Here is a 22,710-nt window from a genome sequence, read left to right as displayed (position 1 = left end):
CACTTCGAAGAATCGGCATAACATGCACTCCAACGAAGCGAAGCTCCGAAAGCCAGCGGTATAATGATTACCGATGGAGGCTGGATATGACCTTATGAGTTGTTGTATATTACTTTGGCAGATCGGGGGGTATATATCAAGTAAATAAGCAGCGTAAGTAGGGTGAAAACGGAAAAGAGAATCCGTCAACGTGTCTGCATCGGTTAGACGGACTGGGGGTTTTTTTTTAGTCGTCCGGTTGTGAGGGGGATACCTGATCGATTTCGTAAATTCTACAATTATGTACAGGCGCGTGAAAAGGGCCTAAAGTCTTATCATTAGGATATTTCCTAACTGAACAAAATGAAGGAATTATGAAATTGATCCTTCGGCTGCAACCGTTTACCCTCGAAGGTCGCTAAACTGAAATGATCTTTCCTGGCGGCTAACTGCGATCCCGAATCATGGCCAGACACTGCCATAGCTCTCAAAACCAAGCACTTTACCAAGCACTTTCGAATGATGTTCTGCCTTGCAGACAAAGGTCACAAAATGCTGAATTTACCGATTAGCCACGTTTTACGTCACTTCTCCAACCAGCCTGTAAGATTGCCTTTGCTCGTAGTAGCTTGGGTGTTTTGGGTGGCCTCATCGGCTCAGGCGCAGTATCCCGGTTTCGCCGAGGAGCCGCTCATCACGGAATACGACATTGATGAAAGCTGGCCAAAACGCCCCGATAACCTCGCCAAGTTCGGATGGGTCTCTGGAATGGCTCAGGATAAAGAAGAGAACATCTGGCTGTTCAATAAAGGGGATGATCCTGTCCAATGTTATACACCGGACGGAGAATTTGTCCGGACTTGGGGGGCAGGAGATTTCAAGGATCCTCACCATATCCGGATTGATGATGAAGGTAGTATCTGGGTGGCAGATTTCGGGCTGCACATCGTGCAGAAATACACTCCCGAGGGAAAACTGCTTATGGAGTTGGGTGAGAAAAACGTCAAAGGCGAAGATAAAACTCACTTCAACATGCCAACGGACATGGTGATCGGCCCGAATGGGGACATCTTTGTGACCGACGGTTATGGCAATCGCCGCATTGTGCACTTCGATAAAAACGGTCAGTACATTAAAGAGTGGGGTTCTTATGGAACTGGGCGTGGCCAGTTCGTCTTACCGCACGCGATTGTGATGGACAAAGATGGCAAGCTATATGTTGCGGATCGTAACAGTGGACGGGTTATGATCTTTAACCAGGACGGGGAACTGCTCGACGAATGGTCGAACATCATCATGCCCTGGGGGATGTCGATCAATGCGGCAGGAGATCTCTGGATCTGCGGTTCATCGCCTCACTGGTGGAAACGTAAAGGGGCTTATCCAGAATTCAAAGACCAGATGTTCGTCCGATTTAATACTAATGGTCGGTTAGAGCAGGTTTGGACTATTCCCTTGGGGGATCGAAATAACCGGGAATCGATTAAACCGGGAGCAGCAGTTGGAGTTCATTGCATCGTGGAAGACAAAAATGGAAACCTGTATGTGGGTGACATTTATGACGAGAAAGCGATGAAGTTCGTCCCAGTTAAGAAACGCTCGGAAACGGAAGAGTAATTGCTCTATCATCAATAGATTGGAGTCTGGATTGGCTCTCTCTGCCCTTACGTTCAATATTCGCCTTCACTGGATAAAGGTCTGTTTGATGTATCGAGTCTGCCTTCTGATCACCGTCGTCTGTTCGTGGGGAATGAGTTCTGCACCAGTCTGCAGAGCAGGTGAATTTACCGTCTCCACATTTCAAGTCGATGTGACCCCACCGATTGGTCATCCGACAATAGCGAGTCTGTGCGGCCCCGCCAAAGAGGTGCTCGCGCCGATCTGGATCAAAGGAATGGTCTTACAGGGGACGGACGAACCTGTGGTGGTTGCGGCAGTGGACTGGTGCGAAATTCGTAATAAGTCATACGATCTCTGGCGCGACCGAATTGCAGAAGCAGCCGGAACGACGCGTGAGCGGGTAATGTTAACCTCGGTTCATCAGCACGATACTCCCCTCTCTGACAATGAAGCTCAGGAAGTGCTGACTCGTTTCGGATACGAAGGACTGATGATTGACCTCAATTTTCAGGAAGAGTGCCTCGACAACATCGTCGCTGAAGTGAAATCCAGCCTCGATCGCGCCGTCCCCGTGACCCATTACGGTTTGGGTAAAGCGAAAGTAGTGGATGTCGCCAGCAACCGCCGTGTGAAAGACTCCAGTGGAAAGTACAGTTACGCTCGAGGAAGTTTTTCCGCGAACGAAACGATCCGAAATCAGCCGGTCGGTTTGATCGATCCTTTTCTGAAGACAATCAGTTTCTGGAATGGTGAAATGCCCGTGGTGGCTGTCAGTACTTATTCAGTGCATCCGATGAGCTACTATTGCCGAGGCGAAGTCTCTCCTGACTTTGTCGGTATGGCTCGACAGCAGCGACAGGAAGCCGTTCCCGGCGTATTCCAAATCTATTGCTCAGGCTGTAGCGGCGATACGACCGTCAGCAAATACAACGCAGGCGACTACGACAGTCGTGTGGCCCTGGCGAATCGATTAGAGCAGGGAATGCAGGACGCGTGGGAAGAAACGAAGACTTATCCTCTGGATAACCTCGAATTCAAAGCACATCAGTTCGAGTTATCACCGCGAGATGCCGCTGGGTATTCGATCTCCGAATTTGAAGCGAAACTGGCCGATCCTCAGACTTCGCTGTCGCAACGAATTGATGCCGCACTGGGAATCAGCTGGTTGAACCGTGTCAGTCGCGAGGAACCGATCGATCTTCCGGTACTCGACTTTGGCAATGCAAAATGGTTTGTATTACCAGCCGAGGCATTTGTGGGTTATCAATTGGAAGCTCAAGAACTCGCCCCCGATACTTTCTTGATGATTCCGGGATACGGAGAATGCGCTCCTGGCTACCTTCCCACTCGGGAGGCTATTGCCGAGCGATTCGATGATCATCATCACTGGACTCAAGTTAGCAAACAGGCCCACGACGAGATGACGGCAGCACTGAAATTAGCACTCGGACTCACGACTTCTGATCAGGACTGATCATGAACTCTCGCTTCGCTCATCAATACCCATACGAGTAATTGTTCGGTGTCGAGTAGTTCGGCCGGTAGAGGTCGTGGTAATAGCCGTAGTTGTAATTCGTGTACCACGGAATGCGGTAGAAGTTGTAATACGAGTAGGGATAGAACCCGTAATAGAACGAATAAGGATAGTAGTACGGATACGGAGACCGATAAGGGTAACCGAGTGGCCGACGTGTACGGTCGATTCGTGCGATGGGCTTCATGTAGTCGCGGGGGTTGTATCCGTAATTTCTTTTCCCGGTGCTCAGAGGGTAAGACGACCGCCGATCGTAATCGTTCAGGCGATACTTTTGAGCGTACGTCGGACGGTCGTAATGATACCGTCGGGACGATTGATAGTAAGATTCTCCGGCTATCAGAGGAGAGCCGATTCCGCAGTACACACAGACCACCGTCAATGCGACTGACGTTAGCGTACGGATGAACATGTGGAGCTTCCCCTATATTGGAACACAATTATATTTATCCACTGTTGTGGTAAACGATTGAACCGGGATTGAAATCAGATGGTGTGGGAGCGGGGAAGCTCTCATTAAAACAACTATCGGGAATATGCGTTGGCCACGCAAGATCTATCGTAAATCCCCTATATATCGTGGGTCAAGAAGATTCTGGACCACAACCTCCGTTTCAGTACGATCACCAATGACGGAAATGTGGCTGAATCTTTTTCAGTGAAACAAAATCAGTGAAACAAGATCAGACCAGTTCAAAGAGAGTCTGCGTTTTCACGATGGAGCTGTTCTCGGGATACGTGTGATACGTATGCACCAGAAAACTGTTTTCGATTGCTTCCGTGTGGATGAGGCTCAGCGGAGACAGGGAAAATCGGTGGGCGGAAGGGAATTGGCAAACCATTCTGACCTTCTGGCTGTCAACCAGCAGTTCCTCGTGGATCTGGTGATAGACTTCCGCATCAACGAGTTCGACTTGGCAGGAATTCTGATAATTGACACCGAAAGAAAACTCGTACTCGTGGTCTCGACAGCCTTTTACATGATGGCGTATCAGACGTTTTTCCTGTGGGAGCAGTGTTTCAATCGGGGCAACGACTTCTGTAATCAACTTATCTCGATGTTGAAAACAAAGGGTATGTCCGGCATCACAAATATGAAGACTGGCCTGGTAATCCTTGAAGCGGATGGTCATTCCCTGGTGTCGGTTGAGCAACTCGGGGTGCACCGATCGTTCAAAGAGATGATATTGTATTTCCGACACGTCTGGTCGGACGGTGCTTAAGTTCATTAAACCAATCCTGAGTGAATGCAGTGGACTTCTCGAAGGGAGGCAGTCCGTTCCTTTCTTACTGAAGCAAATTACTCATGGGTTGATTATAGATGCCTGTCGCAGTGGCATAAAGAGGTTGCACAGCCCTTTCGCTGAATTCGCGTCTGTTACTATTATTTCAGGATTTTTCGCGCAATGTGGGTTGACTGTCACTGCGAGAAAATACCTCTGTAACCAATGATGGAGGCCCTCATTCGGCAGGAATTCCCAGAATGGCGATGACGACGCCCAATAGGCTTAAGCAACCGTACAGCAGGCAGTAGCGAACTCGATGGTTCGTCTTCTCATGCTGCCAGGCGACGAGTGCCGCCACGGCGGACTGGAGTGCGTAATAGACCGCAAATGCGCGAGACGCATAACTGATAATCAGAAAAACATCGGACGTCCAGGTCAGCACCAGTCCTCCGATCGTCACAATGCTGTAACCGACTCGATCAGACAGTTTTTTACGCGACAATTCATTGATCAACCCACCGCATCCGGCAGTATCGGCGACGCCCGCACTGAACTGGGCCGCAACGGCTGCTACGACCAGCATAATGGGGAGGATGGGAGCGATGACCCGCGTGACATCGATAATCGCTGTTTCTCTCGTTTCGATCTCGGTTCCGACAAACGCAATCGACATCAGGAAAACGTAGATCACGTAAATGATAGTCGAGATCCACTGTGCCGACTTCATTGTCTTGATTCGCGTCTCGGGATCATACTCCTGACCAAGGTAACGCGAGGTTTCAAATCCTTGTACACAGATCACTAGCCCAAAGGCGAAATACAAGGCATGAGAGGAAAAGTCGGGAATCGTGTTGGTGATGAGATCACCTTGACTGAACAAATTCCAGGCATAAAGAGTCATGCCGATGAGCAAGCCACCAATGATTGACAGCTTGATCGTGACGGCCGTCTCTTCTAGATTCTCAAGCTTTTTCAGCCCTGCAAAGTAACCAAAGCAGCCAATGAAGAGCAGCACACAAGTCGTGACCACTCTTCCGGCAGTCTGGCTGTTGATGCTCGTTTGAGAAACAGCGAATGAGCCCAGCAGGTTCAGGTAGTAGGCGACAGAAATGATGTACGCGAAAGCGAGCATCCACGCCGAAATCGACTCCGCGACGTGGACATATTTTGGCAGTTTTTCAGTTTGAGATTCGTAGTGGCGAATGTTGTATCGGATTGCGTTCCCAAACAGGTAGGCGACCCCACAGAGGGCCAACATCATCAGTGGAGCCAACTCTCCGTATTCGCGAACCAGTATCGGCCCCAGAACGAGAAAGCCACTCCCAATGATCGAGGCCAGCGGAGTGACCGTCGCCTGCCACCAAGTCGACCGGGACACTTTCGGCCAGATCAGAATTCCAGCAGGAATAATAGCGCCTACGGTGATCGCCGCCGTTATCCAAAATTCGTATGAATTCATCGAGTCTCGTTATTCTTCCAGAAAGAAACAGATAAAGTCAGTACGAACTTCAGGGCCCTTTAATTAAGGAGTCCAGATCGAGACGGCAATATGCTGTTCGGGATGTTCTGCAGTGGCCCAGTAATACATGGCGACCAACTTACCGTCGGGCCGCTGCACCATTCGCGGGTATCCACAGTCCGTATTGATTCGACCTTGAGAATCAGGATCGCTCTCCAAGGCCATGAAGTCGTCTCGAATAATAAATTCTGGTCCCCATGTTTCCCCTTGATCGCTGCTGTAGCGTCCGCGTATTTCACCAACTTGGCGATCCCCATAAATACAACAGAGGCGTCCATCTTGTAACGCCACCAGTGCAGGCGGGTTCGAATGTGTCGGCATGACTTTGACTGTGCTGAGGACATTCCAAGTTTGACAGCCATCAGTCGACTTGTACGTTTCCACCGTGCTTAGTTTGTCACTGTCACGATAAATCTTGCGGTAGGAAAAGACAAACTCCTTATCAGAGAGCTGAACTGTCTGGCTCATAATCGCGTTGAAGTCGGGATCCTCAGGAGTGATCCAGGCGACAAAGTCAAAAGTCAGTCCTCCATCTGTTGATTCAATGACGCCCATCCGAGCTTTTCCTCGGGATCCTTCTCGGGCCGAGATGACAATTAGTACATGGTTGCCATTCTGCACCAGATAATCTGTCCGCGGGTTGAGTTGGTTTCCTTTCAGCTCTGAATGTTCAACGAGTCCCGTAAATTCATACGGTCCATTCCAGGTGCGGCCTTTATCGTAAGAGTAAAAGAAACCTCCCGTGGGATCATCATTTCCATGATACCCCGTCGCGAAGATGCGTAAAGCAAATCCTGGATGAGTAAAGTCGATAGGTTCTGTTAGCTTTGTCTTCCCTTTACCCAGGAACAGTTTGTTTTCATCATCCAGAAAATTCTCCGGGTCGATCATTTCCCACGTCTCGCCACCGTCATCACTGAAAGAGAGCAGAGAGTCCTGCCGACCCGAAATGTTATGTCCATCTTTGACTTCAAAATCGCCTTGCGTGTAACCGACGAGAATGTCGTTTCCCCATTGCCAGACCCCGTTATTCGCCGGCCAACCATGAAATCGGCCAGATTCAATCGCGGCAATCCTGTGTTCGACATTCAGTGATGCCTGTGGTTTCGATTCTTCACCGAATAAAGAGGCGGGCAGAGTGCCAAGCAAGGTGACGAACACGAGCACAATACAGTTGGAAGTCATTCGCATGGTAGGTGAGTCTCTAGCTGTAATGGGGATGGAGGTGAGTTTGTCTTAGGATCTTGAATAGCTTGCGTCACAGTAATGCTATTTCTTCGCTTCAGGAGGGTGTGCTGAGGAAACTTTCTCTTCCAGAAGTTTTTCCAGTTCAGGAAGTTGATCAGCGTATAGATCATCTCCAATCGCATTGACTGTTTCCAGAGGATCCTGCTCATGGTCGTATAACTCGCGAGCAATAACCTTACCAGTGAGATGGTCTCGCCATTCGGTGTACCGAAGGGTGTCCGTCCGAATCGAATAACCCATGACTTCCGGTGTCTTACCCCGAGGATAATTCGGGCGGGGGGTCTGTGTCATCGCTGCAGCGGCACCAGGAGTTTCTGGATCATTGAGTAGCGGAACCAGTGACTTCCCTTCCAGCACATTGGGAACTTCCAAGCCGGCCAATTCCATGACCGTCGGATAAATGTCAAGCAGTTCCACCAAAGCGTCCGTCCGTTGTCCGCCCGGATGATCGGGGGTAGCGATGATCATCGGAACTTGAGCATCAAGTTCAAACAGAGTCGTTTTGCTGTACAACCCATGTTCACCAATATGTAGGCCATGATCGGACCAAAAAATGATGATCGTATTCTTCCGCATATCGAGTGAATCGAGTTCCGTCAGCACGCGACCAATCTGAGCGTCCATGTAGGTGATCGCGGCCAAGTGCCCGTGATGCAACTCTCGCAGATCTTCAGTCGTCAGATTATTCTTTGATCCATCAATGCGATATTTGGTTAATGCGATCTCAGGCACGTTCTCCGGGTGCCCGATGTGTTCCGGAACAGGAATGTTCTCCCTGTTATACATGTCCCAATACTTTTTAGGGGCATTGAATGGCAAGTGGGGTTTCCAGAACCCGACTGCAAAGAAAAAGGGTTGATCGAGCTCTTTGATTTCATGCAATGCTTTAATCGCTGCGTCGGCGACTTGACCATCGTAATAGGCATAGTCGGGGACATCACGGCTTTTCGTCTGCGTCAGGGCCGATGAGTGATCCGGCGGTATCTCTCCTTCTACCTGCGGCAAATCTTTTCCGTGCGTTCCGTAATGCAAGACAGCGGGAACAGACCAGGAGGTCGGGTCCCCTTGATATTCATCCTGTCGATAGTTGTGAAAAATCTTGCCGACATCGCGAGCGTAATACCCTGCCTGCATCATCGATTGCGGTAACGTCACGGCGTCAGGGCGAATTTGCCGAAAATGCGTCGGCAGGTCATAGACGCGTAATGTATCGGGTCGCAGCCCGGTCATGACGGAAGCCCGCGACGGATTGCAAACAGTCTGCTGGCAGTAAGCCCGCTCGAAAAGAGTCCCCTCCGCCGCCAATCGATCGACATGAGGCGAGATGACCAGGTCGTCACCATAACAGTTGAGTTGTGCCCGAAGATCGTCAACCGCGATGAACAAGACGTTTTTCTGCTCAGCCCCTTTCGCCAGAGAGGGGAGAGTGAAAAGAACAGCGACAAAGCAAAGAACGAGCAGACGCATCTCAATTCCTGTTCCTGTTTAAGTAGCCAGATCGAGGCAAAGAAGGGAAACATTGCGGCGGCAGTGCCACAGCTAACCTCCAATGTAACCGGCTCACCCGGCGCATTTCCAGTGAGATATATGAACCGAAGCTAATCGGTTGGGGACGATCAAGCGGAATGGCGTTGATCGTGCGGTGTCAGAAATTGAACGATGCGTTAACAGTCCAGCCGTTGTTCAGCGAAATGTCGGGGCGGACGTCGTCGAATTCGAGTCGGCGGGCGAAGACGTAGCCGGTTTCCACTTTGAGGCGCTTGCCGGGAGTAAAGCGGCTACCCGTGGGAGAGAAGGGGGAGGATTCCCACCCCAGGACTGCGCGCCAGTCGCTGTAGGTGATCTGGTTCTCTCGACCATTCGGTTCGGCGAATGCCCACGTTGTTCCGTTCAGGCCTCCGCCCAAATAAACAGAGTGCTGTCGGTCGTCCGTTCGCTCATAAACGTAGGTTGCCTGTGGTCGAGGGAAGGTGAAGTCGAACGTCCAGTCGTCATTGGGGCGATAGATTAACCCAAGTGCAGGGACAGCGGGCAGGTCACTCCGGCCCAAGGCGACGACTCCCATGATCCATTCGAATTCCGGGGAAACAGAGTAGATCGCAAACAAGCCACCCCGGAATTGCAGGGCATCGCTGCTCGTGTTCTCTCCGTCGGTGTTGAAGGATGTTCCCGCCCAGAGACGCATTTTCCAATCCTCATTGAGGATTCGCATCCAGCTTGCCCCCACCTGGTACTCATGGAAATGTTCGGGAAGCTGCATTTCGGCTGGAGTGTGGAGCCAGGTCGATTGGTAACCCAGGTCGATCAGCGGTGGCGGTGGTCCCCACAGGGGATAAGTCGGCACGCTTACACGAATGCCGGTTGTTGCCAATGGGACATCACCCCCATCGGTGATATATTCCCCATTCAAACGGATGATCGGTTTCATCAACTCTTTCAGGTTCCTCGGCGGGCCTCCCACTACAGTTAGTTCAGGTTGGGATGCGTCTCCCTCAGAAAAAGCTTGAAAGACCTCGCTCGGTTCAAGAAATGAGTTCGATTCGGGGTCATCGCCAGCGAGGGGAATTGACCCTGCTAATGAGTGAAAGGCGGGCGTGGTGCGGTTGACCTCATCATCTCCCACAACGATATTGCCTATAGCGACAAAACCAAGGGCAATCCCCACGGGAAAAGCGAGTGCGCAGCAGAGCGAACGCCGAATCCATTCAGCAATTCCAACCTGCACACTTCACCTCCTTCTTGCTTCATCAGTTTCCTGAGGCTGTCTATTGCGCAAAATAACTGCCCGTTCGACTCTTGCGCGTGCCAAACTGTAGTCATTCCCCGTTATGCGACAAGAGGAATTCTGCTGGCAAAGCTGGAATCTAACTTGTGATATCGTCGAGGTTGCTTGAATACTGCCATATTGATGAAGATACTGTAAAAGCCAGATCGCACTGAAACAATTGCGGTTGGTGTTATCTCGCATTCTACCCACTCGGTAGCTTTCCCAAATCCTCATCGCGCCCTAATGTGACATTTACGGAGCGTGGTGTTTTGAAACCTCGATTTTATGGTTATTCCTGGTAATTTTATCCCGACTGGTCAGCGTCCCCGTATTGTGGTGGTGGGGTCGATTAACATGGATCTCGTCGCGCGGGTCGATCGATTACCCAAACCGGGCGAGACAGTGGCGAGCCAGCAGTTGGATCAACTGCCCGGGGGAAAAGGGGCGAATCAGGCCGTGGCGGCCACCCGTTTGAAGGCGGAGACGACCATGCTAGGCCGATTGGGAGACGATTCTTTCGGACCAGTGTTACAGTCCTCTCTGAAAGAAGCTGGTGTGGCGACGTCCTCGATACTCGTTTCCGAGAATCAGTCCAGCGGAGTAGCGCTGATTGGCGTAGAAGAGAGTGGGCAAAACTGCATCACGATCGTGAGCGGTGCAAACGGACAAATCACGACAGACGATATTGATACCTGGGAAAACGTCATTTCGGATGCCGATCTCGTTTTGCTGCAATTGGAGATTCCACACCCGGTGGTCGAACTTGTACTCGAACGCTGTCAGGAACAAGGGGTATTAACCATGCTCGATCCAGCACCCATGCCAGCAGAGCAATTGGGTTCGCGGATGTATGTTGCTGATATCATGACGCCCAATCAGACGGAAGCAGAGCTGTTGGTTGGTTTCACCGTCACGACGACCGAAGACGCCCAACGCGCGGCGGAAGAACTACAGCGGCGGGGGGCATCAACCGTGGTAATCAAATTAGGAGCCGACGGGGCACTGGTTGTTGACGAAGCGGGACACGCCACTCATATTACAGCTCCGGAAGTGAACGTGGTGGATACCACTGCTGCTGGCGACGCCTTCAACGCGGGGCTGGCAGTGGCATTGGTCGAAGGAAAGTCATTGGCGAATGCGGTACAATATGGATGCATCACCGGTTCCCTGGCAACTACGAAGCTTGGGGCTCAGCCTGCCATGCCTTCTCGGGCTGAAGTCGACCGTCTCTTCAAAGAACAAACCAGACTCTGATTAAATACCCTTATTCTTAAATGCCCCGTCTTCTTCAGTGGAGTGAATCCATGTGTGCTCAATCAAAAACGATCCCCGGTCAGAGTCTCTTCAAGTGGGTTTTCCTGCTGATCCTCTTCTCCTTCATGATGACAGGATGTACCGACGGTCCTGATACTTCGGATTCCACTTCCGATGAACCAAAGAAGCCGCGTATCGCTCTGGTGATGAAGTCGTTGGCGAATGAGTTTTTCTCTACCATGGCCGAGGGGGCCCGGACTCATCAGGCCGCACATGCGGATCAGTACGAGCTGCTCGTCGATGGTATTAAAGATGAACGCGATGTCAGTCGGCAAGTGCAACTCATCGAAGAGATGATGGTGCAGCAGGTGGATGCCATCGTCATTGCTCCCGCAGACTCAAAGTCACTCGTCACAGCTTGTCGCCGGGCACAAGAGCAGGGGATTGTGGTCATCAATATTGATAACAAGCTCGATGCCGAAGTCCTGACTCAGCAGAAAATCAGTATTCCTTTTGTAGGACCGGACAATAAAGCAGGAGCGAAGGAAGTAGGTGACTATCTCGCCGGTAAGCTGGCGGAAGGGGACGAAGTTGCGCTGCTTGAGGGAATTCCGACGGCGTACAACGCGCAACAACGAAAAGCAGGTTTCATGGAGTCCATCGAAGCGGCCGGGTTGAACTTGGTTTCCTCACAGAGTGCTCAATGGGAGATGGACCGGGCGAATCAGGTCGCCGGCGACATCATGACACAGCAGCCTGGGTTGAAGGCCTTCTTCTGTAGTAATGACAGTATGGCACTTGGGACGTTGGCCGCCGTCCGCTCCGCAGACAAACTGGGACAGGTGCAGATTGTGGGGTTTGACAATATCAATGCGGTTCAGGAAGCGATCAAGGCGGGCAATATTCTCGCGACAGCGGATCAGCATGGTGACCAACTCGCCGTGTTTGGAATTGAGTACGCCTTGGAAATTCTGGAATCGGGTGGAACACCAGATGACAAAGAGACGCCCGTTGACCTGGTGACACAAGAATCGCTCGCGGCAAGTCAAGCTGCTGAATAAGTTCTCTGTTCCTCTGGCGAAGTCAAGTTTTATTCGCTCTTCGATCTGTTTAAGGCCCGTCTGAATATGAAATCCTCTTCCGAGTCTTCACGCTGGAGCGGGTTGATAGACTATTTCGGACTGCTCGGTGTCATTGCCCTGATGATGTTGTTCTTTGGTACGCAAACAGAAAACTTCTGGACGCTTCCCAACCTGTTCAAAACGGCCAATCAGATTCCTGAATTCACTCTGCTTGCGATTGGAATGACGTTCGTGCTAATCATCGGCGGGATTGATCTGTCTGTTGGGTCCGTTTTCGCTTTGAGTGGAGTCGTTACAGGGGTGGCGGCGGTTCAGTGGAACTGGCCAATCTCGCTGGCAATGACGCTCGGAGTCTTCGTAGGGGGATGTTGTGGATTCCTGAATGGGTTTGTTTCGGAACGCTGGCGGATTCCTTCCTTCATCGTCACCTTGGGCATGTTGGAAATTGCCCGGGGGGCCGAACTGATGATTGCGAATTCACAGACACAATATATAGGTGGAGCTGTGGAGAAACTGGGAATGCCGATTCCGGGTTTGGGGATTACGCCCGCATTCTTAATTGCGATACTTTTCGTTGTGATTGCCCAGGTCATCCTTTCGAAAACCGTCTTCGGTCGATACCTGTTCGCCATCGGGAACAACGAGGAAGCGGTGCGGCTTTCCGGTATTAATGCTCGACCATTGAAGATCACTGTGTTCGTGATTGCCGGTTTGATGGCCGGATTCGCGGGTCTCTTTCAGGTCTGGCGAATGGGCTCAGCAGATCCCGCGGTAGGCGTCGGACATGAATTAACAGCCATCGCTGCTGCAGTGGTTGGAGGAACCAGCCTCACTGGGGGGCGAGGATCCGTCGTCAAAAGCTTTCTGGGTGTATTGATCATTGCGATTCTGGCTTCCGGTTTAGTACAGATGCGAACGTCGTTTCATTTTCAACGGATCGTCACTGGTGTGGTAATTGTGCTGGCCGTCATCCTGGACGCCTATCGTCAGAAAGTGACCTGGGTGGAATTCCGCGACTCGTTTTTAAAAAGAAAGCCAGCTGCTCGTTAATTGACGGAGTAACCAACCTCCAGAGCATTCTGGAGTTTTTCTGGAATCCGATCAGTCCTAACTTAAAAAAATGGAATGGCGGGGCTAGAATTCATTGAACGAGAACGATTTATCGCGAACAAGTGCCCAACGGTTGGCGGTTCTCATAGATGGAGTTTTCACAAGCTGGATAGCAGATTCTATTCAGCGCGCCTCAATCTCATCCAAGTCGAACAAGTGTTTTCGCTCGTACGACCTCTCACCCCTGAATTGTGATGTTTCCCCGTTACCAGATAGATAAATCCTACGACTGGAATTACGCGAATTCACCGGATGAAGTCACGAATCTTGAGATTCCGAAGGTTGCCGGTGAATGGAGCTTTTGCGGTAAACGGGCCGACTCACCGCTGGGGATCGCTGCCGGACCGCTGCTGAACGGTCGATGGGTACGATATTACGCGTCGCTTGGTTTTGATCTCCTGACATACAAAACTGTCCGCAGCCGAACGCGAAATTGCTATCCGCTTCCCAATTTGCAACCGGTGCAGACAGGTCCTGTGAATGGAACGGAAACGAACGTTCCCACAGCGAATCAAATGAACGGAAGTTGGGCCGTTTCCTTTGGGATGCCTTCCAAGGCCCCCGACGTCTGGCGAAAAGATGTCGAAGAAACACGCGATCAACTTCCCACTGGTAAACTCCTGAATGTTTCGGTTGTGGGAACTGACCAGCCCGGTTTCAGCCTGGAAGACCTCGCCGCAGATTATGCTCAATGTGCGAAATGGGCGGTCGAAAGTGGCGCCGATACCATCGAAGCGAACCTTTCTTGTCCGAACGTTTCCACGTGCGATGGTCAACTCTTTCAACAACCCGCTGCTGCCGGTCTGGTTGCCGCCACCATTCGCGACCAGATCGGGGATACACCTCTAATAATCAAAGTCGGTCACACTACGGAACCAGCTGAGATCGAAGCCCTGGTGAAGTCTATTTCGCCCGCCGTGAATGCCTGCGCGATGACAAACAGTGTCGCCGTGCGAGTCCTCAATCTGGAGAATGGCGAAGAATTGTTCGAAGGACAGAAGCGAGGTATTTGTGGGTCCGCCTGCAGAAACGCCTCATTACATCAAACACAGTTATTTTCTGACGCAGTCAAACGCCTTGGTTTAAAGATGGATGTGATTGGCGTGGGTGGTGTCGGAACTGCTCAGCATGTTAAGCAATACATAGATGCCGGAGCCAGTTTTATTCAACTGGCAACAGCAGCAATGGTTGATCCGGAAGTCGGAATTTCCATTCGGAAATCCCTGTCGTCATGAATTGGCCCCGGGGAACCTTAAACCGTTCGGATCAACCTGTTACCTTTAAGATCAATTTGTAAGACCAATTTGAAATACAAACGGAAATTAACCTAAATCAGCTGAAGTCTTTATAATGTTCAAACATCCTGACAGAAATGATTCCCGTTTCTGTCGACGACATTAACAAGCACCCTCTAATCACACTTTTCGCCAATGACCTACTCGACATCATTTCTCTCACCCTCAAAATTGGTCTCTTCCGTGACGGTTGAATAGAATACAAGTAGACAAATCAACTTTTCCTACCAGCACCTGAGGAAATCGAAGAATAGGGACGTATCCGTCTATTCCATCGCCGAAAGAAATGGATAGAGGACCAAGGATGGCTCATGTTCAAAGCATGTTTTAGATCTCGCCAGAATATGCAATGAGATTATTCCTGCATTGTGGGATCACATTATTTATTCATTGTGAGATCTCTAAGCGATCAATCCTTAAACTCCGGCTCATTTCCTCGTTGATGCCTAAATCAAAGAGTTAAAGCACCTGTCATGGCTAGTTCGACACCTACGGAAAGCAAACAGACTGTTCCGGCTCCCCCGACGAACGGTCACGCTCCTGATCTCGACGTTCAGAGCCTGCTGTTCGTAGAACAACTGTACGAACAATATCTGGCGAATCCAGGTTCGGTTCCGGAAGACTGGCAAAACTATTTCTCGGTTCTTCAACCGCAGGAAAACTTCCAGATAGGACCACGCTTCAATCCGCGGAGCATTTTTAATCCTACCGGTGCGGAAAGTTCCGGAGTACGCCCCAGTCGTTCCAAGAAGATGGAAGTTGCCGGTCGACAGGAACGCCTCGACCAGTTGATTCGTAACTTCCGAGTTCGAGGCCATATTATGGCTTCGCTCGACCCATTGGGACGGAAGCGTCCCGAGCCAGCCGAACTCGATCCTGCTTTCTACGGATTTACAGAAGAAGATTATAAAAGCCGCTTCTCCACCTCCTGGTTCGGTGGCCCTGAAGTCCGTACGCTGAGCGAGATGGTTCAATGGCTGCGGAATACCTACTGCCGTTCCATCGGTGTACAGTTCATGCACATCGACAGTTTGAGTGTGCGGGAATGGTTGCAGGACAAGATGGAACGGACGGCGAATCACCTCCGTCTCGATAAAGAAGAACAGATCCGCATCCTCACAAAACTGAGTGACGCGATCGTCTTTGAAGAATTCATTCAGAAAAAATTCATTGGAGCCAAAAGTTTCTCGCTCGAAGGAGCGGAAACGCTTGTTCCGCTGCTCGATATGGCCATTGAGCGGTCTAGCGATGACGGCGTCCACGAGATTGTCCTCGGAATGGCGCATCGTGGTCGCTTGAATGTGCTTCACAATATCATGAGTAAAAGCCCCCGTGACATCTTCCGGGAGTTTGAAGATCGCGACCCCCAACTGAACATGGGACGCGGCGATGTGAAGTATCACCTCGGTTACAGCCATGACTGGGTCTCCACCAAAGGAAACAAGGTGCACCTGACACTTTGTTTCAACCCTTCACACCTGGAGTTCGTGAACCCGGTCGCTCTAGGTCGCGTGAAAGCCAAGCAAGACCAGTTCGGTCCTGGTGCGAAGTCCTCCACGATGTGCATTCTCATTCACGGCGACGCCGCGTTCGCTGGCGAAGGGATTGTTCAGGAAACCCTGAACCTGAGTGAATTAAGCGGTTATCGAACTGGTGGAACGATCCACGTCGTCGTCAACAATCAAATCGGGTTCACCACTTCTCCCGAAGACAGTCGTTCAACGACCTATGCGACCGACGTCGCCAAAATGCTGCAGATTCCGATCTTCCACGTCAACGGTGAAGACCCGGAGGCCGTCGCCCAGGTCGTATCACTGGCAATGGATTTCCGTAAGAAATTCAAACGTGACGTCGTAATCGATATGTATTGCTACCGTCGACGGGGGCACAACGAAGGAGACGAGCCTTCCTTCACGCAGCCGGTGCTGTATCGTCGCATTAATGAGCGGCCAAACGTCTTTGAAGGTTATCTTGAGAAGCTCTTGCAACTTCGTGAGATCACCCGAAACGAAGCTACTTATATTGTGGAACAACGCCGCGAGCAGTTGGAAGTCGAATTGAGCATCGCACGTAGTGACGATTACGTTCACAAACACGATACCGGAGGTGGTATCTGGGGCGGCTACTACGGTGGACTTCAACCCCATCAGGACGATGCCGAAACAGGGCTACCTGTTCAGGAATTGTCCGATATTCTGCAACGTCAAACGACCTACCCTGATGACTTCACGCCACATCCCAAAATTATCCGCCTGCTGGAACAACGGGCCAAAATGGCAGCGGGCGAAACGGAACTCGACTGGGGTGCCGGCGAAGCAATTGCCTTTGGGTCGTTAGCCCGCGAAGGATACCGAATTCGACTGAGCGGTCAGGATGTCGAACGAGGGACATTCAGCCACAGGCATGCGGTTCTGCACGACTACAACACGGGAAACCGATACATGCCACTGAGAAACGTGGCGAAGTTTCCCGGCAATGTGAATATCTACAACAGCGCCCTGTCCGAAGCGGGCGTCCTCGGATTTGATTACGGATACAGCTTGGACTGTCCGAGTGGTTTAACAATCTGGGAAGCCCAGTTCGGCGACTTCAGTAACGCAGCTCAGGTCATCTTCGACCAGTTTATTTGCAGTGCCGAAGAAAAATGGCGACGCTTAAGTGGCTTGGTGGTCCTGTTGCCTCACGGATTCGAAGGGCAGGGACCAGAACACTCTTCGGCTCGCCTGGAACGATACCTGATGCTGGCGGCCGAAGATAATATGCAGATTGTGGTTCCCACTACTCCCTCGCAGTTCTTCCATATGCTTCGTCGTCAGATGTTAAGCAAATGGCGGAAACCGTTGATCGTTATGACACCGAAAAGTCTGCTGCGACATAAAGAAGCAGTCTCGACTCTGGAAGAGTTAGCGAACGATGGGTTCCAGAAAGTCATTCCAGACCGCGTCGAAGGGATCGAACCTCCCAATAAGGTCCGCCGAATCTTGTTATGCAGCGGAAAAATCTATTACGACCTGCTCCAGCAGCGTCGCGAGAATGAACACAACGACGTGCATATTATTCGCGTTGAACAACTGTATCCATTACCGCAACGTGAATTGAAACAGGCGTTAAAAGAGTATCCGGACAACACACCTGTGTACTGGGTTCAGGAAGAACCTGAGAACATGGGCGCGTGGCGGTTCATGCGAATTCATTTCGGCGAAAAGTTGTTTGAACGACTTCCATTCGCCGGTTTGCAGCGTCCTGCTTCAGCCAGTCCGGCAACAGGTTCGAAGAAGTCTCACGACATGGAGCAGGCATCACTACTAGAAGCGGCATTCCAGGACTTCTGTAAATTCTGGCCAGCTCCCGACTAACCTTCGAAACATCGTTCTACAACCTTGAAACAAAACGAGCTTTCACACGATACTGCAATCTGACGAAATACAACGGTCAGGTCCCGCGTCAAGTCGCCTGAAAGCCACTCAGAACAGTGTTCCTACACCAGTAAAAATTAATCCCAAATCTATGGAGAGGCAGTGCAACTTATGGCTGTCGAACTGAAAGTCCCCGCCGTCGGGGAGTCCATCACGGAAGTCCACATCGGTGCCTGGCACGCGGAAAAAGGATCGTATGTGGACGCCGACGCCAATGTCGTTGAACTGGAAACAGATAAAGCGACCTTTGACGTACCTGCTCCGATTAACGGTATCATTACTGAGATCCTCAAAAAAGTAGGCGAGCAAGCTTCCGTTGGGGAAGTCATCGGCTACATGGAACCTGCCGAGAAACCGGCTGGGTCTGATGAAGGTTCCAGCGATTCCGGAGGCTCCAAGAGTGCGCAAACCTCATCCAAATCAGAGCCCGCTGCCGCTTCGGCTTCAGACTCGGGTAGTGGCAATGGAAATGGTGGCACTCGCGTGATGCCCGCAGCAGAACGACTACTGGCTGAAAAAGGCCTGTCTGCAGGCGATGTCAAAGCGACAGGTCCGGGTGGTCGTCTGTTAAAAGAAGACGTCCTCAGTCATCGTCCGGCGGTTGCAGATTCCTCGACTAATGGTCAGGCCGGACGACATGAAGATATCGTCCCCATGAGCCCCATTCGGCAGCGAATTGCCGAACGGCTTGTCTCGGCTCAACATAATGCTGCCTTGCTGACGACGTTCAACGAAATTGATATGGCCAATGTGATGGCATTTCGTAAACAGTATCAGGATACATTCGTTAAGAAGTACGGTATCAAGCTCGGATTCATGTCCTTCTTTGTTAAAGCAACGATTGACGCATTGAATGCCTTCCCGCAAATCAACGCGGAACTTCGCGATAAAAACCTGGTCTACCGCAACTACTACGACATCGGCGTCGCTATCGGTGGTGGTAAAGGGTTAGTCGTCCCTATTATTCGCAATGCCGAGCGGCTCAGCTTTGCTGAGATCGAACTGACAATCGCTGAATTCGCCAAACGAGCTCAGGCGAACAAAATTGGTTTGGATGAACTTCAGGGGGGAACCTTCACCATCACCAACGGTGGCGTTTATGGTTCTCTATTGTCGACTCCGATCGTCAACCCGCCTCAGTCCGGTGTGCTTGGAATGCACGGCATTGTCGACCGTCCCGTTGCTGTGAACGGAGAAGTCGTCATTCGCCCGATGATGTATGTCGCCCTGACTTACGACCATCGCGTGGTCGATGGTAAAGAAGCGGTGAGCTTCCTCCGACGCATCAAAGAAGTCGTTGAAGACCCGGCTCGCATGCTGATGGAAGTCTGATAAATACGAATCAGATAAAAACAGGACCCTTCTGACCTTCCAGTGAGAACAAGAGGGCTCCACCAGAGAACGCCGTGCTCCGTGAGGACGGCTTCTCTTCCTTTTTACTGTCAGAATAAAATAGTGAAGTAAACTAAGTCATGAGTCAACACGATCTGGTCGTCATTGGAGCTGGTCCCGGGGGATACGTTGCAGCCATTCGAGCCGCTCAATTGGGTTTGAATGTTGCCTGTATCGAAAAAGAAAAAGCTCTGGGCGGAACGTGCCTGCGCGTAGGCTGTATTCCGAGTAAAGCACTGCTCGAAACGAGCGAAAAATACCGCGCCGCGGAAACAGAGTTCGCCGGATTTGGAATCAAAACTGGCAAGCTCGAACTAGATCTCGAAAAGATGCAAGCCCACCGCAAAAACGTCGTACAGATGCTGGTCGGTGGAATTGACGGGCTGTTTCGCAAGAATAAAATTAAACGATACATGGGTCATGCCAAGTTCACCGGCCCTAATTCGCTTGAAGTGACTAACGACAAAGAGACAGTGCAAGTCGAAGGGAAAAATATTCTCATCGCGACGGGTTCAGTCCCCTCATCGCTGCCCGGAATTGAGTTCAATGGTGACAAGATTGCCAGCAGCACTGAAGCCCTCGAATACACGGATGTTCCTCAACATCTCGTCGTGATTGGTGCAGGATACATCGGCGTCGAATTGGGCACTGTTTGGAATCGTCTTGGCTCGAAAGTGACTGTTCTTGAATACCTGGATCGGATTTGTCCGGGAACAGATGCCGAAATCGCAGCTGAAGCTCAGAAGGTTTTCGAGAAGCAGGGCCTCACGTTCCAATTGGGCGCTAAAGTGACCGCAGCGTCGGCCAATAAAAAGGGATGCGTCGTCGAGGTCGACGGCCAGGACCCGATTAATTGTGATCGCGTGCTGATGGCTGTAGGCCGAAAACCAAACACAGAAAATCTCGGATTGGATACGATCGGAGTTGAGCTGGCTCAGCGAGGATTCATTCCTGTCGATGGTAGCTATGCCACTTCTGTTCCGAATGTGTTTGCCGTAGGCGATGTCATTGGCGGAGCGATGCTAGCTCACAAAGCCGAAGAAGAAGGAATCGCCTGCGTCGAAAAAATCGTTACTGGCTATGGGCACGTTAACTACAACGCGATCCCCTCGATTGCTTACACCAGTCCCGAAATCGCCGCCGTGGGTAAAACTGAAGATCAGCTGCTGCAAGACGGCGTCGCTTATCGGAAAGGGTCTTTCCCATTCCTGGCGAACGGGCGGGCTCGGGCAATTGGGCATACTGAAGGCCGCGTCAAAATCCTGGCCGATAATACGACTGACCGACTTTTGGGGGTTCACATTCTCGGACCCCATGCGGGTGACTTAATTGCGGAAGCAGCTGTCGCCATGGAATTTGGTGCAAGCGCCGAAGACCTGGCCCGCTGCTGCCACGCCCATCCGACCTTGGCTGAGGCTGTGAAAGAAGCAGCAATGGCTGTTGATGGCCGCGCAATCCACTTCTAGGAATGGCGTTAATATTGAGAGCGAATTCCTTTTAGATCTTGGATAAGATCCGAAGTGATAAACTGTTTCTTCAGGCAAGGACTGTTCGTGCATGGATAAAATGATATTCCACCTGCTCGAATCGACATTGCCTTCTCCGCAGGAAAACCTGGCACTGGACGAGATACTGCTGAAGATGCTCGCCACAGGTGATATCCCCCCTACGTTGCGACTATGGGAGCTTCCGTTTCCTGCAGTGATTGTCGGGCGTGGCAATAAACTGGGACTGAACGTCGATTACGACGCCTGCCGCAAGGAACAGGTTCCCGTGATCCGGCGCATGTCCGGAGGGGGAACTGTTTTACTAGGCCCTGGGTGTCTCGTGTTTTCCCTGCTAATCCCGTTCACTGAACATCCTGGAATCAAAGAATCGATTGAGTTCATCCTCAATCGCATCGGGCAAAGTTTGCAACTCCGCTTACTAGAAGAAGACCGAATCGAACTGGCTGGTATCAGCGATTTGACCGTGGGTGGTTTAAAATTCTCCGGAAACTCGCAGCGCTGGATCAAGAATAACTGCCTCCATCACGGCACTATTTTGTATGGTTTTCCACTGGAACAAGCGGCTCGTTTGTTGACCAAACCGGAACGAGAACCCGAATATCGGTCTGGTCGCACCCATCTTGAATTCATGACGAATCTCCCTCTGGAGCGTGAGGCAATCCGATCTGCTTTAACAGAAGAGTGGGGTGCCTCTGCTGCCGAATACGACTTACCCAAGGATGAGATTCGCGAACTGGCCCAGCAGAAGTACGAAGACACGGAATGGACCGAGTCCCGCTAGGGACGTCTGCTAAAGTTCGTCGCAACACTGATCTTACTTGCTATGTTTCTTCATGAAGTCTAATAGCAGTAACTGCGCAGGTTGATTCATTCCGCCATGGGTGAAACCTTCCAGCTCTTCCAGTTTCACATCAGGGTGTCCCACGATTTTCAGCATTCGCCACATATAGGCATTTTCTTCGTAACGGCCCAATAGTTCCAACTCACGATCCCCGGTGATAATGAGGATGGGTGGAGCGTCCTTCCTCAGATGAGAAAGCGGGGCCATGTCGTCAATGAGCGGCGTATTTTTATCGATGCCCATTTCCTTACGAACCGTGAAATGGGTGATGCTATGGCCGCTGAAAGGAATTAAACCGGCAATCTCATTGGCATCGAGGTCGTACTTCTGTAGCCACTTTTTATCGAGACCGATCATGCTTGTCTGGTAACCACCAGCCGAATGACCGCTGACAAAAATCTTCTTCGGGTCACCTCCGTACGATTCGATATTCTTGAATACCCAGGCAACAGCTGCGGCAGCATCGTCGATATAGGCGGGTGATTTTACTTTGGGGTGCAACCGGTAATTGACGGGCACGACTGCAATGCCTTTTTCCCTTAGTTGGTCGGGAAGATACTTATTTCCCGCACGTAATCCTCCACCATGAAACCAGACGACCGTCGCAAAACCGGTTTTCTCTATCGGGTGATAGATGTCCAACCGGCAACGTTCCTGCATATATTCGGTCAGTTCATCGTCTTGCCGGTAAGGAACGTTTTCGACCAGTTCGTAACCTTCTTCTGCTATCGCTTGTTGGGAGGTATTCGCAAACAAACAAAGGAGCAGAAAAAACAGAACGGGAAGTAGCGATGATCGGTGCATGGTGGAATCTCTTTCAGGACAGATGTTGAAAGCTCTCGATGATTAATGATGTTATCTTCTATGCCAACTTTTCAATACAGCACATTAATGCTGCACTGCTGCGACTCAATTTTAG

17 protein-coding genes are annotated in these 22,710 nt (G+C 51.0%); 10 read left to right on the top strand and 7 right to left on the bottom strand.

Annotation, left to right across the window (positions count from 1 at the left end; translation table 11 throughout):
• Nucleotides 1-621 precede the first annotated feature (621 nt).
• The gene (locus Pla110_RS12965; protein ID WP_197440178.1) at nt 622-1,596 is read left to right on the top strand and encodes a peptidyl-alpha-hydroxyglycine alpha-amidating lyase family protein; all 975 of its coding nucleotides are present in this window, start codon (nt 622-624) and stop codon (nt 1,594-1,596) included.
• Between the two features lie 88 nt (nt 1,597-1,684).
• A complete protein-coding gene (locus Pla110_RS12960) occupies nt 1,685-3,073 on the top strand; it encodes a hypothetical protein (protein WP_144996174.1) in 1,389 nt (462 codons plus the stop codon).
• 22 nt (nt 3,074-3,095) lie between these two features.
• On the opposite strand, the gene Pla110_RS12955 is transcribed toward Pla110_RS12960, so the two are convergent.
• The 6 genes from Pla110_RS12955 to Pla110_RS12930 all read right to left on the bottom strand — a co-directional run bounded on the left by Pla110_RS12955 (nt 3,096) and on the right by Pla110_RS12930 (nt 9,851).
• The gene (locus Pla110_RS12955; RefSeq protein ID WP_144996173.1) at nt 3,096-3,545 is read right to left on the bottom strand and encodes a hypothetical protein; all 450 of its coding nucleotides are present in this window, start codon (nt 3,543-3,545) and stop codon (nt 3,096-3,098) included.
• A gap of 271 nt (nt 3,546-3,816) precedes the next feature.
• Nucleotides 3,817-4,362 carry a DUF2617 family protein gene (locus Pla110_RS12950; protein WP_144996172.1) on the bottom strand — a complete coding sequence of 182 codons (546 nt, stop codon included), beginning with the start codon at nt 4,360-4,362 and terminating at the stop codon, nt 3,817-3,819.
• Nucleotides 4,363-4,594: 232 nt separating this feature from the next.
• Nucleotides 4,595-5,818, bottom strand: a complete 1,224-nt coding sequence (locus tag Pla110_RS12945) for an APC family permease (protein WP_144996171.1) — start codon at nt 5,816-5,818, stop codon at nt 4,595-4,597.
• A 63-nt stretch (nt 5,819-5,881) separates the two neighbouring features.
• The gene (locus Pla110_RS12940) at nt 5,882-7,069 is read right to left on the bottom strand and encodes a sialidase family protein (RefSeq protein WP_144996170.1); all 1,188 of its coding nucleotides are present in this window, start codon (nt 7,067-7,069) and stop codon (nt 5,882-5,884) included.
• Between the two features lie 78 nt (nt 7,070-7,147).
• The gene (locus Pla110_RS12935; RefSeq protein ID WP_144996169.1) at nt 7,148-8,593 is read right to left on the bottom strand and encodes a sulfatase; all 1,446 of its coding nucleotides are present in this window, start codon (nt 8,591-8,593) and stop codon (nt 7,148-7,150) included.
• A gap of 178 nt (nt 8,594-8,771) precedes the next feature.
• Entirely contained in the window at nt 8,772-9,851 is a 1,080-nt protein-coding gene (locus tag Pla110_RS12930) for a DUF6268 family outer membrane beta-barrel protein (protein WP_144996168.1), read from the bottom strand.
• Between the two features lie 327 nt (nt 9,852-10,178).
• On the opposite strand from Pla110_RS12930, the gene rbsK reads away from it, so the two are divergent.
• The 8 genes from rbsK to Pla110_RS12890 all read left to right on the top strand — a co-directional run bounded on the left by rbsK (nt 10,179) and on the right by Pla110_RS12890 (nt 21,731).
• Nucleotides 10,179-11,147 carry a ribokinase gene (gene rbsK / locus Pla110_RS12925; protein WP_144996167.1) on the top strand — a complete coding sequence of 323 codons (969 nt, stop codon included), beginning with the start codon at nt 10,179-10,181 and terminating at the stop codon, nt 11,145-11,147.
• A gap of 50 nt (nt 11,148-11,197) precedes the next feature.
• Complete coding sequence (locus Pla110_RS12920) at nt 11,198-12,208, top strand: sugar ABC transporter substrate-binding protein (protein WP_231742418.1); 1,011 nt, start codon at nt 11,198-11,200, stop codon at nt 12,206-12,208.
• Between the two features lie 66 nt (nt 12,209-12,274).
• Nucleotides 12,275-13,279 carry an ABC transporter permease gene (locus Pla110_RS12915; RefSeq protein WP_144996165.1) on the top strand — a complete coding sequence of 335 codons (1,005 nt, stop codon included), beginning with the start codon at nt 12,275-12,277 and terminating at the stop codon, nt 13,277-13,279.
• A gap of 254 nt (nt 13,280-13,533) precedes the next feature.
• A complete protein-coding gene (locus Pla110_RS12910) occupies nt 13,534-14,574 on the top strand; it encodes a beta/alpha barrel domain-containing protein (protein WP_144996164.1) in 1,041 nt (346 codons plus the stop codon).
• A 533-nt stretch (nt 14,575-15,107) separates the two neighbouring features.
• The gene (locus Pla110_RS12905) at nt 15,108-17,990 is read left to right on the top strand and encodes a 2-oxoglutarate dehydrogenase E1 component (protein WP_144996163.1); all 2,883 of its coding nucleotides are present in this window, start codon (nt 15,108-15,110) and stop codon (nt 17,988-17,990) included.
• 171 nt (nt 17,991-18,161) lie between these two features.
• Nucleotides 18,162-19,382 (top strand): 2-oxoglutarate dehydrogenase complex dihydrolipoyllysine-residue succinyltransferase, encoded by a 1,221-nt coding sequence (gene odhB, locus Pla110_RS12900; RefSeq protein WP_144996162.1) that lies wholly within the window; start codon nt 18,162-18,164, stop codon nt 19,380-19,382.
• A 140-nt stretch (nt 19,383-19,522) separates the two neighbouring features.
• Nucleotides 19,523-20,908 (top strand): dihydrolipoyl dehydrogenase, encoded by a 1,386-nt coding sequence (gene lpdA / locus Pla110_RS12895; protein ID WP_144996161.1) that lies wholly within the window; start codon nt 19,523-19,525, stop codon nt 20,906-20,908.
• Between the two features lie 91 nt (nt 20,909-20,999).
• Nucleotides 21,000-21,731: a lipoate--protein ligase family protein gene (locus Pla110_RS12890; protein WP_144996160.1), complete on the top strand. Its 732-nt coding sequence runs from the start codon at nt 21,000-21,002 to the stop codon at nt 21,729-21,731.
• A 33-nt stretch (nt 21,732-21,764) separates the two neighbouring features.
• Here the strand turns inward: Pla110_RS12890 and Pla110_RS12885 are convergent, their stop codons facing one another.
• Nucleotides 21,765-22,595 carry an alpha/beta hydrolase gene (locus tag Pla110_RS12885; protein WP_144996159.1) on the bottom strand — a complete coding sequence of 277 codons (831 nt, stop codon included), beginning with the start codon at nt 22,593-22,595 and terminating at the stop codon, nt 21,765-21,767.
• Nucleotides 22,596-22,710 lie beyond the last annotated feature (115 nt).

The organism is Polystyrenella longa (assembly GCF_007750395.1).
GTDB classification, from domain to species: domain Bacteria; phylum Planctomycetota; class Planctomycetia; order Planctomycetales; family Planctomycetaceae; genus Polystyrenella; species Polystyrenella longa.
The sequence above is the reverse complement of the archived record's forward strand: the minus strand, read 5'-3'. Positions and strand labels throughout refer to the sequence as shown.

What these genes read in the sequence shown, in the direction of transcription:
- lpdA (WP_144996161.1), top strand. Translation starts at nt 19,523, where the DNA reads ATGAGTCAACACGATCTGGTCGTCATTGGAGCTGGTCCCGGGGGATAC.
- Pla110_RS12950 (WP_144996172.1), bottom strand. Translation starts at nt 4,362, where the DNA reads ATGAACTTAAGCACCGTCCGACCAGACGTGTCGGAAATACAATATCAT.
- Pla110_RS12945 (WP_144996171.1), bottom strand. Translation starts at nt 5,818, where the DNA reads ATGAATTCATACGAATTTTGGATAACGGCGGCGATCACCGTAGGCGCT.
- Pla110_RS12910 (WP_144996164.1), top strand. Translation starts at nt 13,534, where the DNA reads ATGTTTCCCCGTTACCAGATAGATAAATCCTACGACTGGAATTACGCG.
- odhB (WP_144996162.1), top strand. Translation starts at nt 18,162, where the DNA reads ATGGCTGTCGAACTGAAAGTCCCCGCCGTCGGGGAGTCCATCACGGAA.
- Pla110_RS12890 (WP_144996160.1), top strand. Translation starts at nt 21,000, where the DNA reads ATGGATAAAATGATATTCCACCTGCTCGAATCGACATTGCCTTCTCCG.
- Pla110_RS12935 (WP_144996169.1), bottom strand. Translation starts at nt 8,593, where the DNA reads ATGCGTCTGCTCGTTCTTTGCTTTGTCGCTGTTCTTTTCACTCTCCCC.
- Pla110_RS12955 (WP_144996173.1), bottom strand. Translation starts at nt 3,545, where the DNA reads ATGTTCATCCGTACGCTAACGTCAGTCGCATTGACGGTGGTCTGTGTG.
- Pla110_RS12960 (WP_144996174.1), top strand. Translation starts at nt 1,685, where the DNA reads ATGTATCGAGTCTGCCTTCTGATCACCGTCGTCTGTTCGTGGGGAATG.
- Pla110_RS12885 (WP_144996159.1), bottom strand. Translation starts at nt 22,595, where the DNA reads ATGCACCGATCATCGCTACTTCCCGTTCTGTTTTTTCTGCTCCTTTGT.
- Pla110_RS12915 (WP_144996165.1), top strand. Translation starts at nt 12,275, where the DNA reads ATGAAATCCTCTTCCGAGTCTTCACGCTGGAGCGGGTTGATAGACTAT.
- Pla110_RS12920 (WP_231742418.1), top strand. Translation starts at nt 11,198, where the DNA reads ATGTGTGCTCAATCAAAAACGATCCCCGGTCAGAGTCTCTTCAAGTGG.
- rbsK (WP_144996167.1), top strand. Translation starts at nt 10,179, where the DNA reads ATGGTTATTCCTGGTAATTTTATCCCGACTGGTCAGCGTCCCCGTATT.
- Pla110_RS12905 (WP_144996163.1), top strand. Translation starts at nt 15,108, where the DNA reads ATGGCTAGTTCGACACCTACGGAAAGCAAACAGACTGTTCCGGCTCCC.
- Pla110_RS12940 (WP_144996170.1), bottom strand. Translation starts at nt 7,069, where the DNA reads ATGCGAATGACTTCCAACTGTATTGTGCTCGTGTTCGTCACCTTGCTT.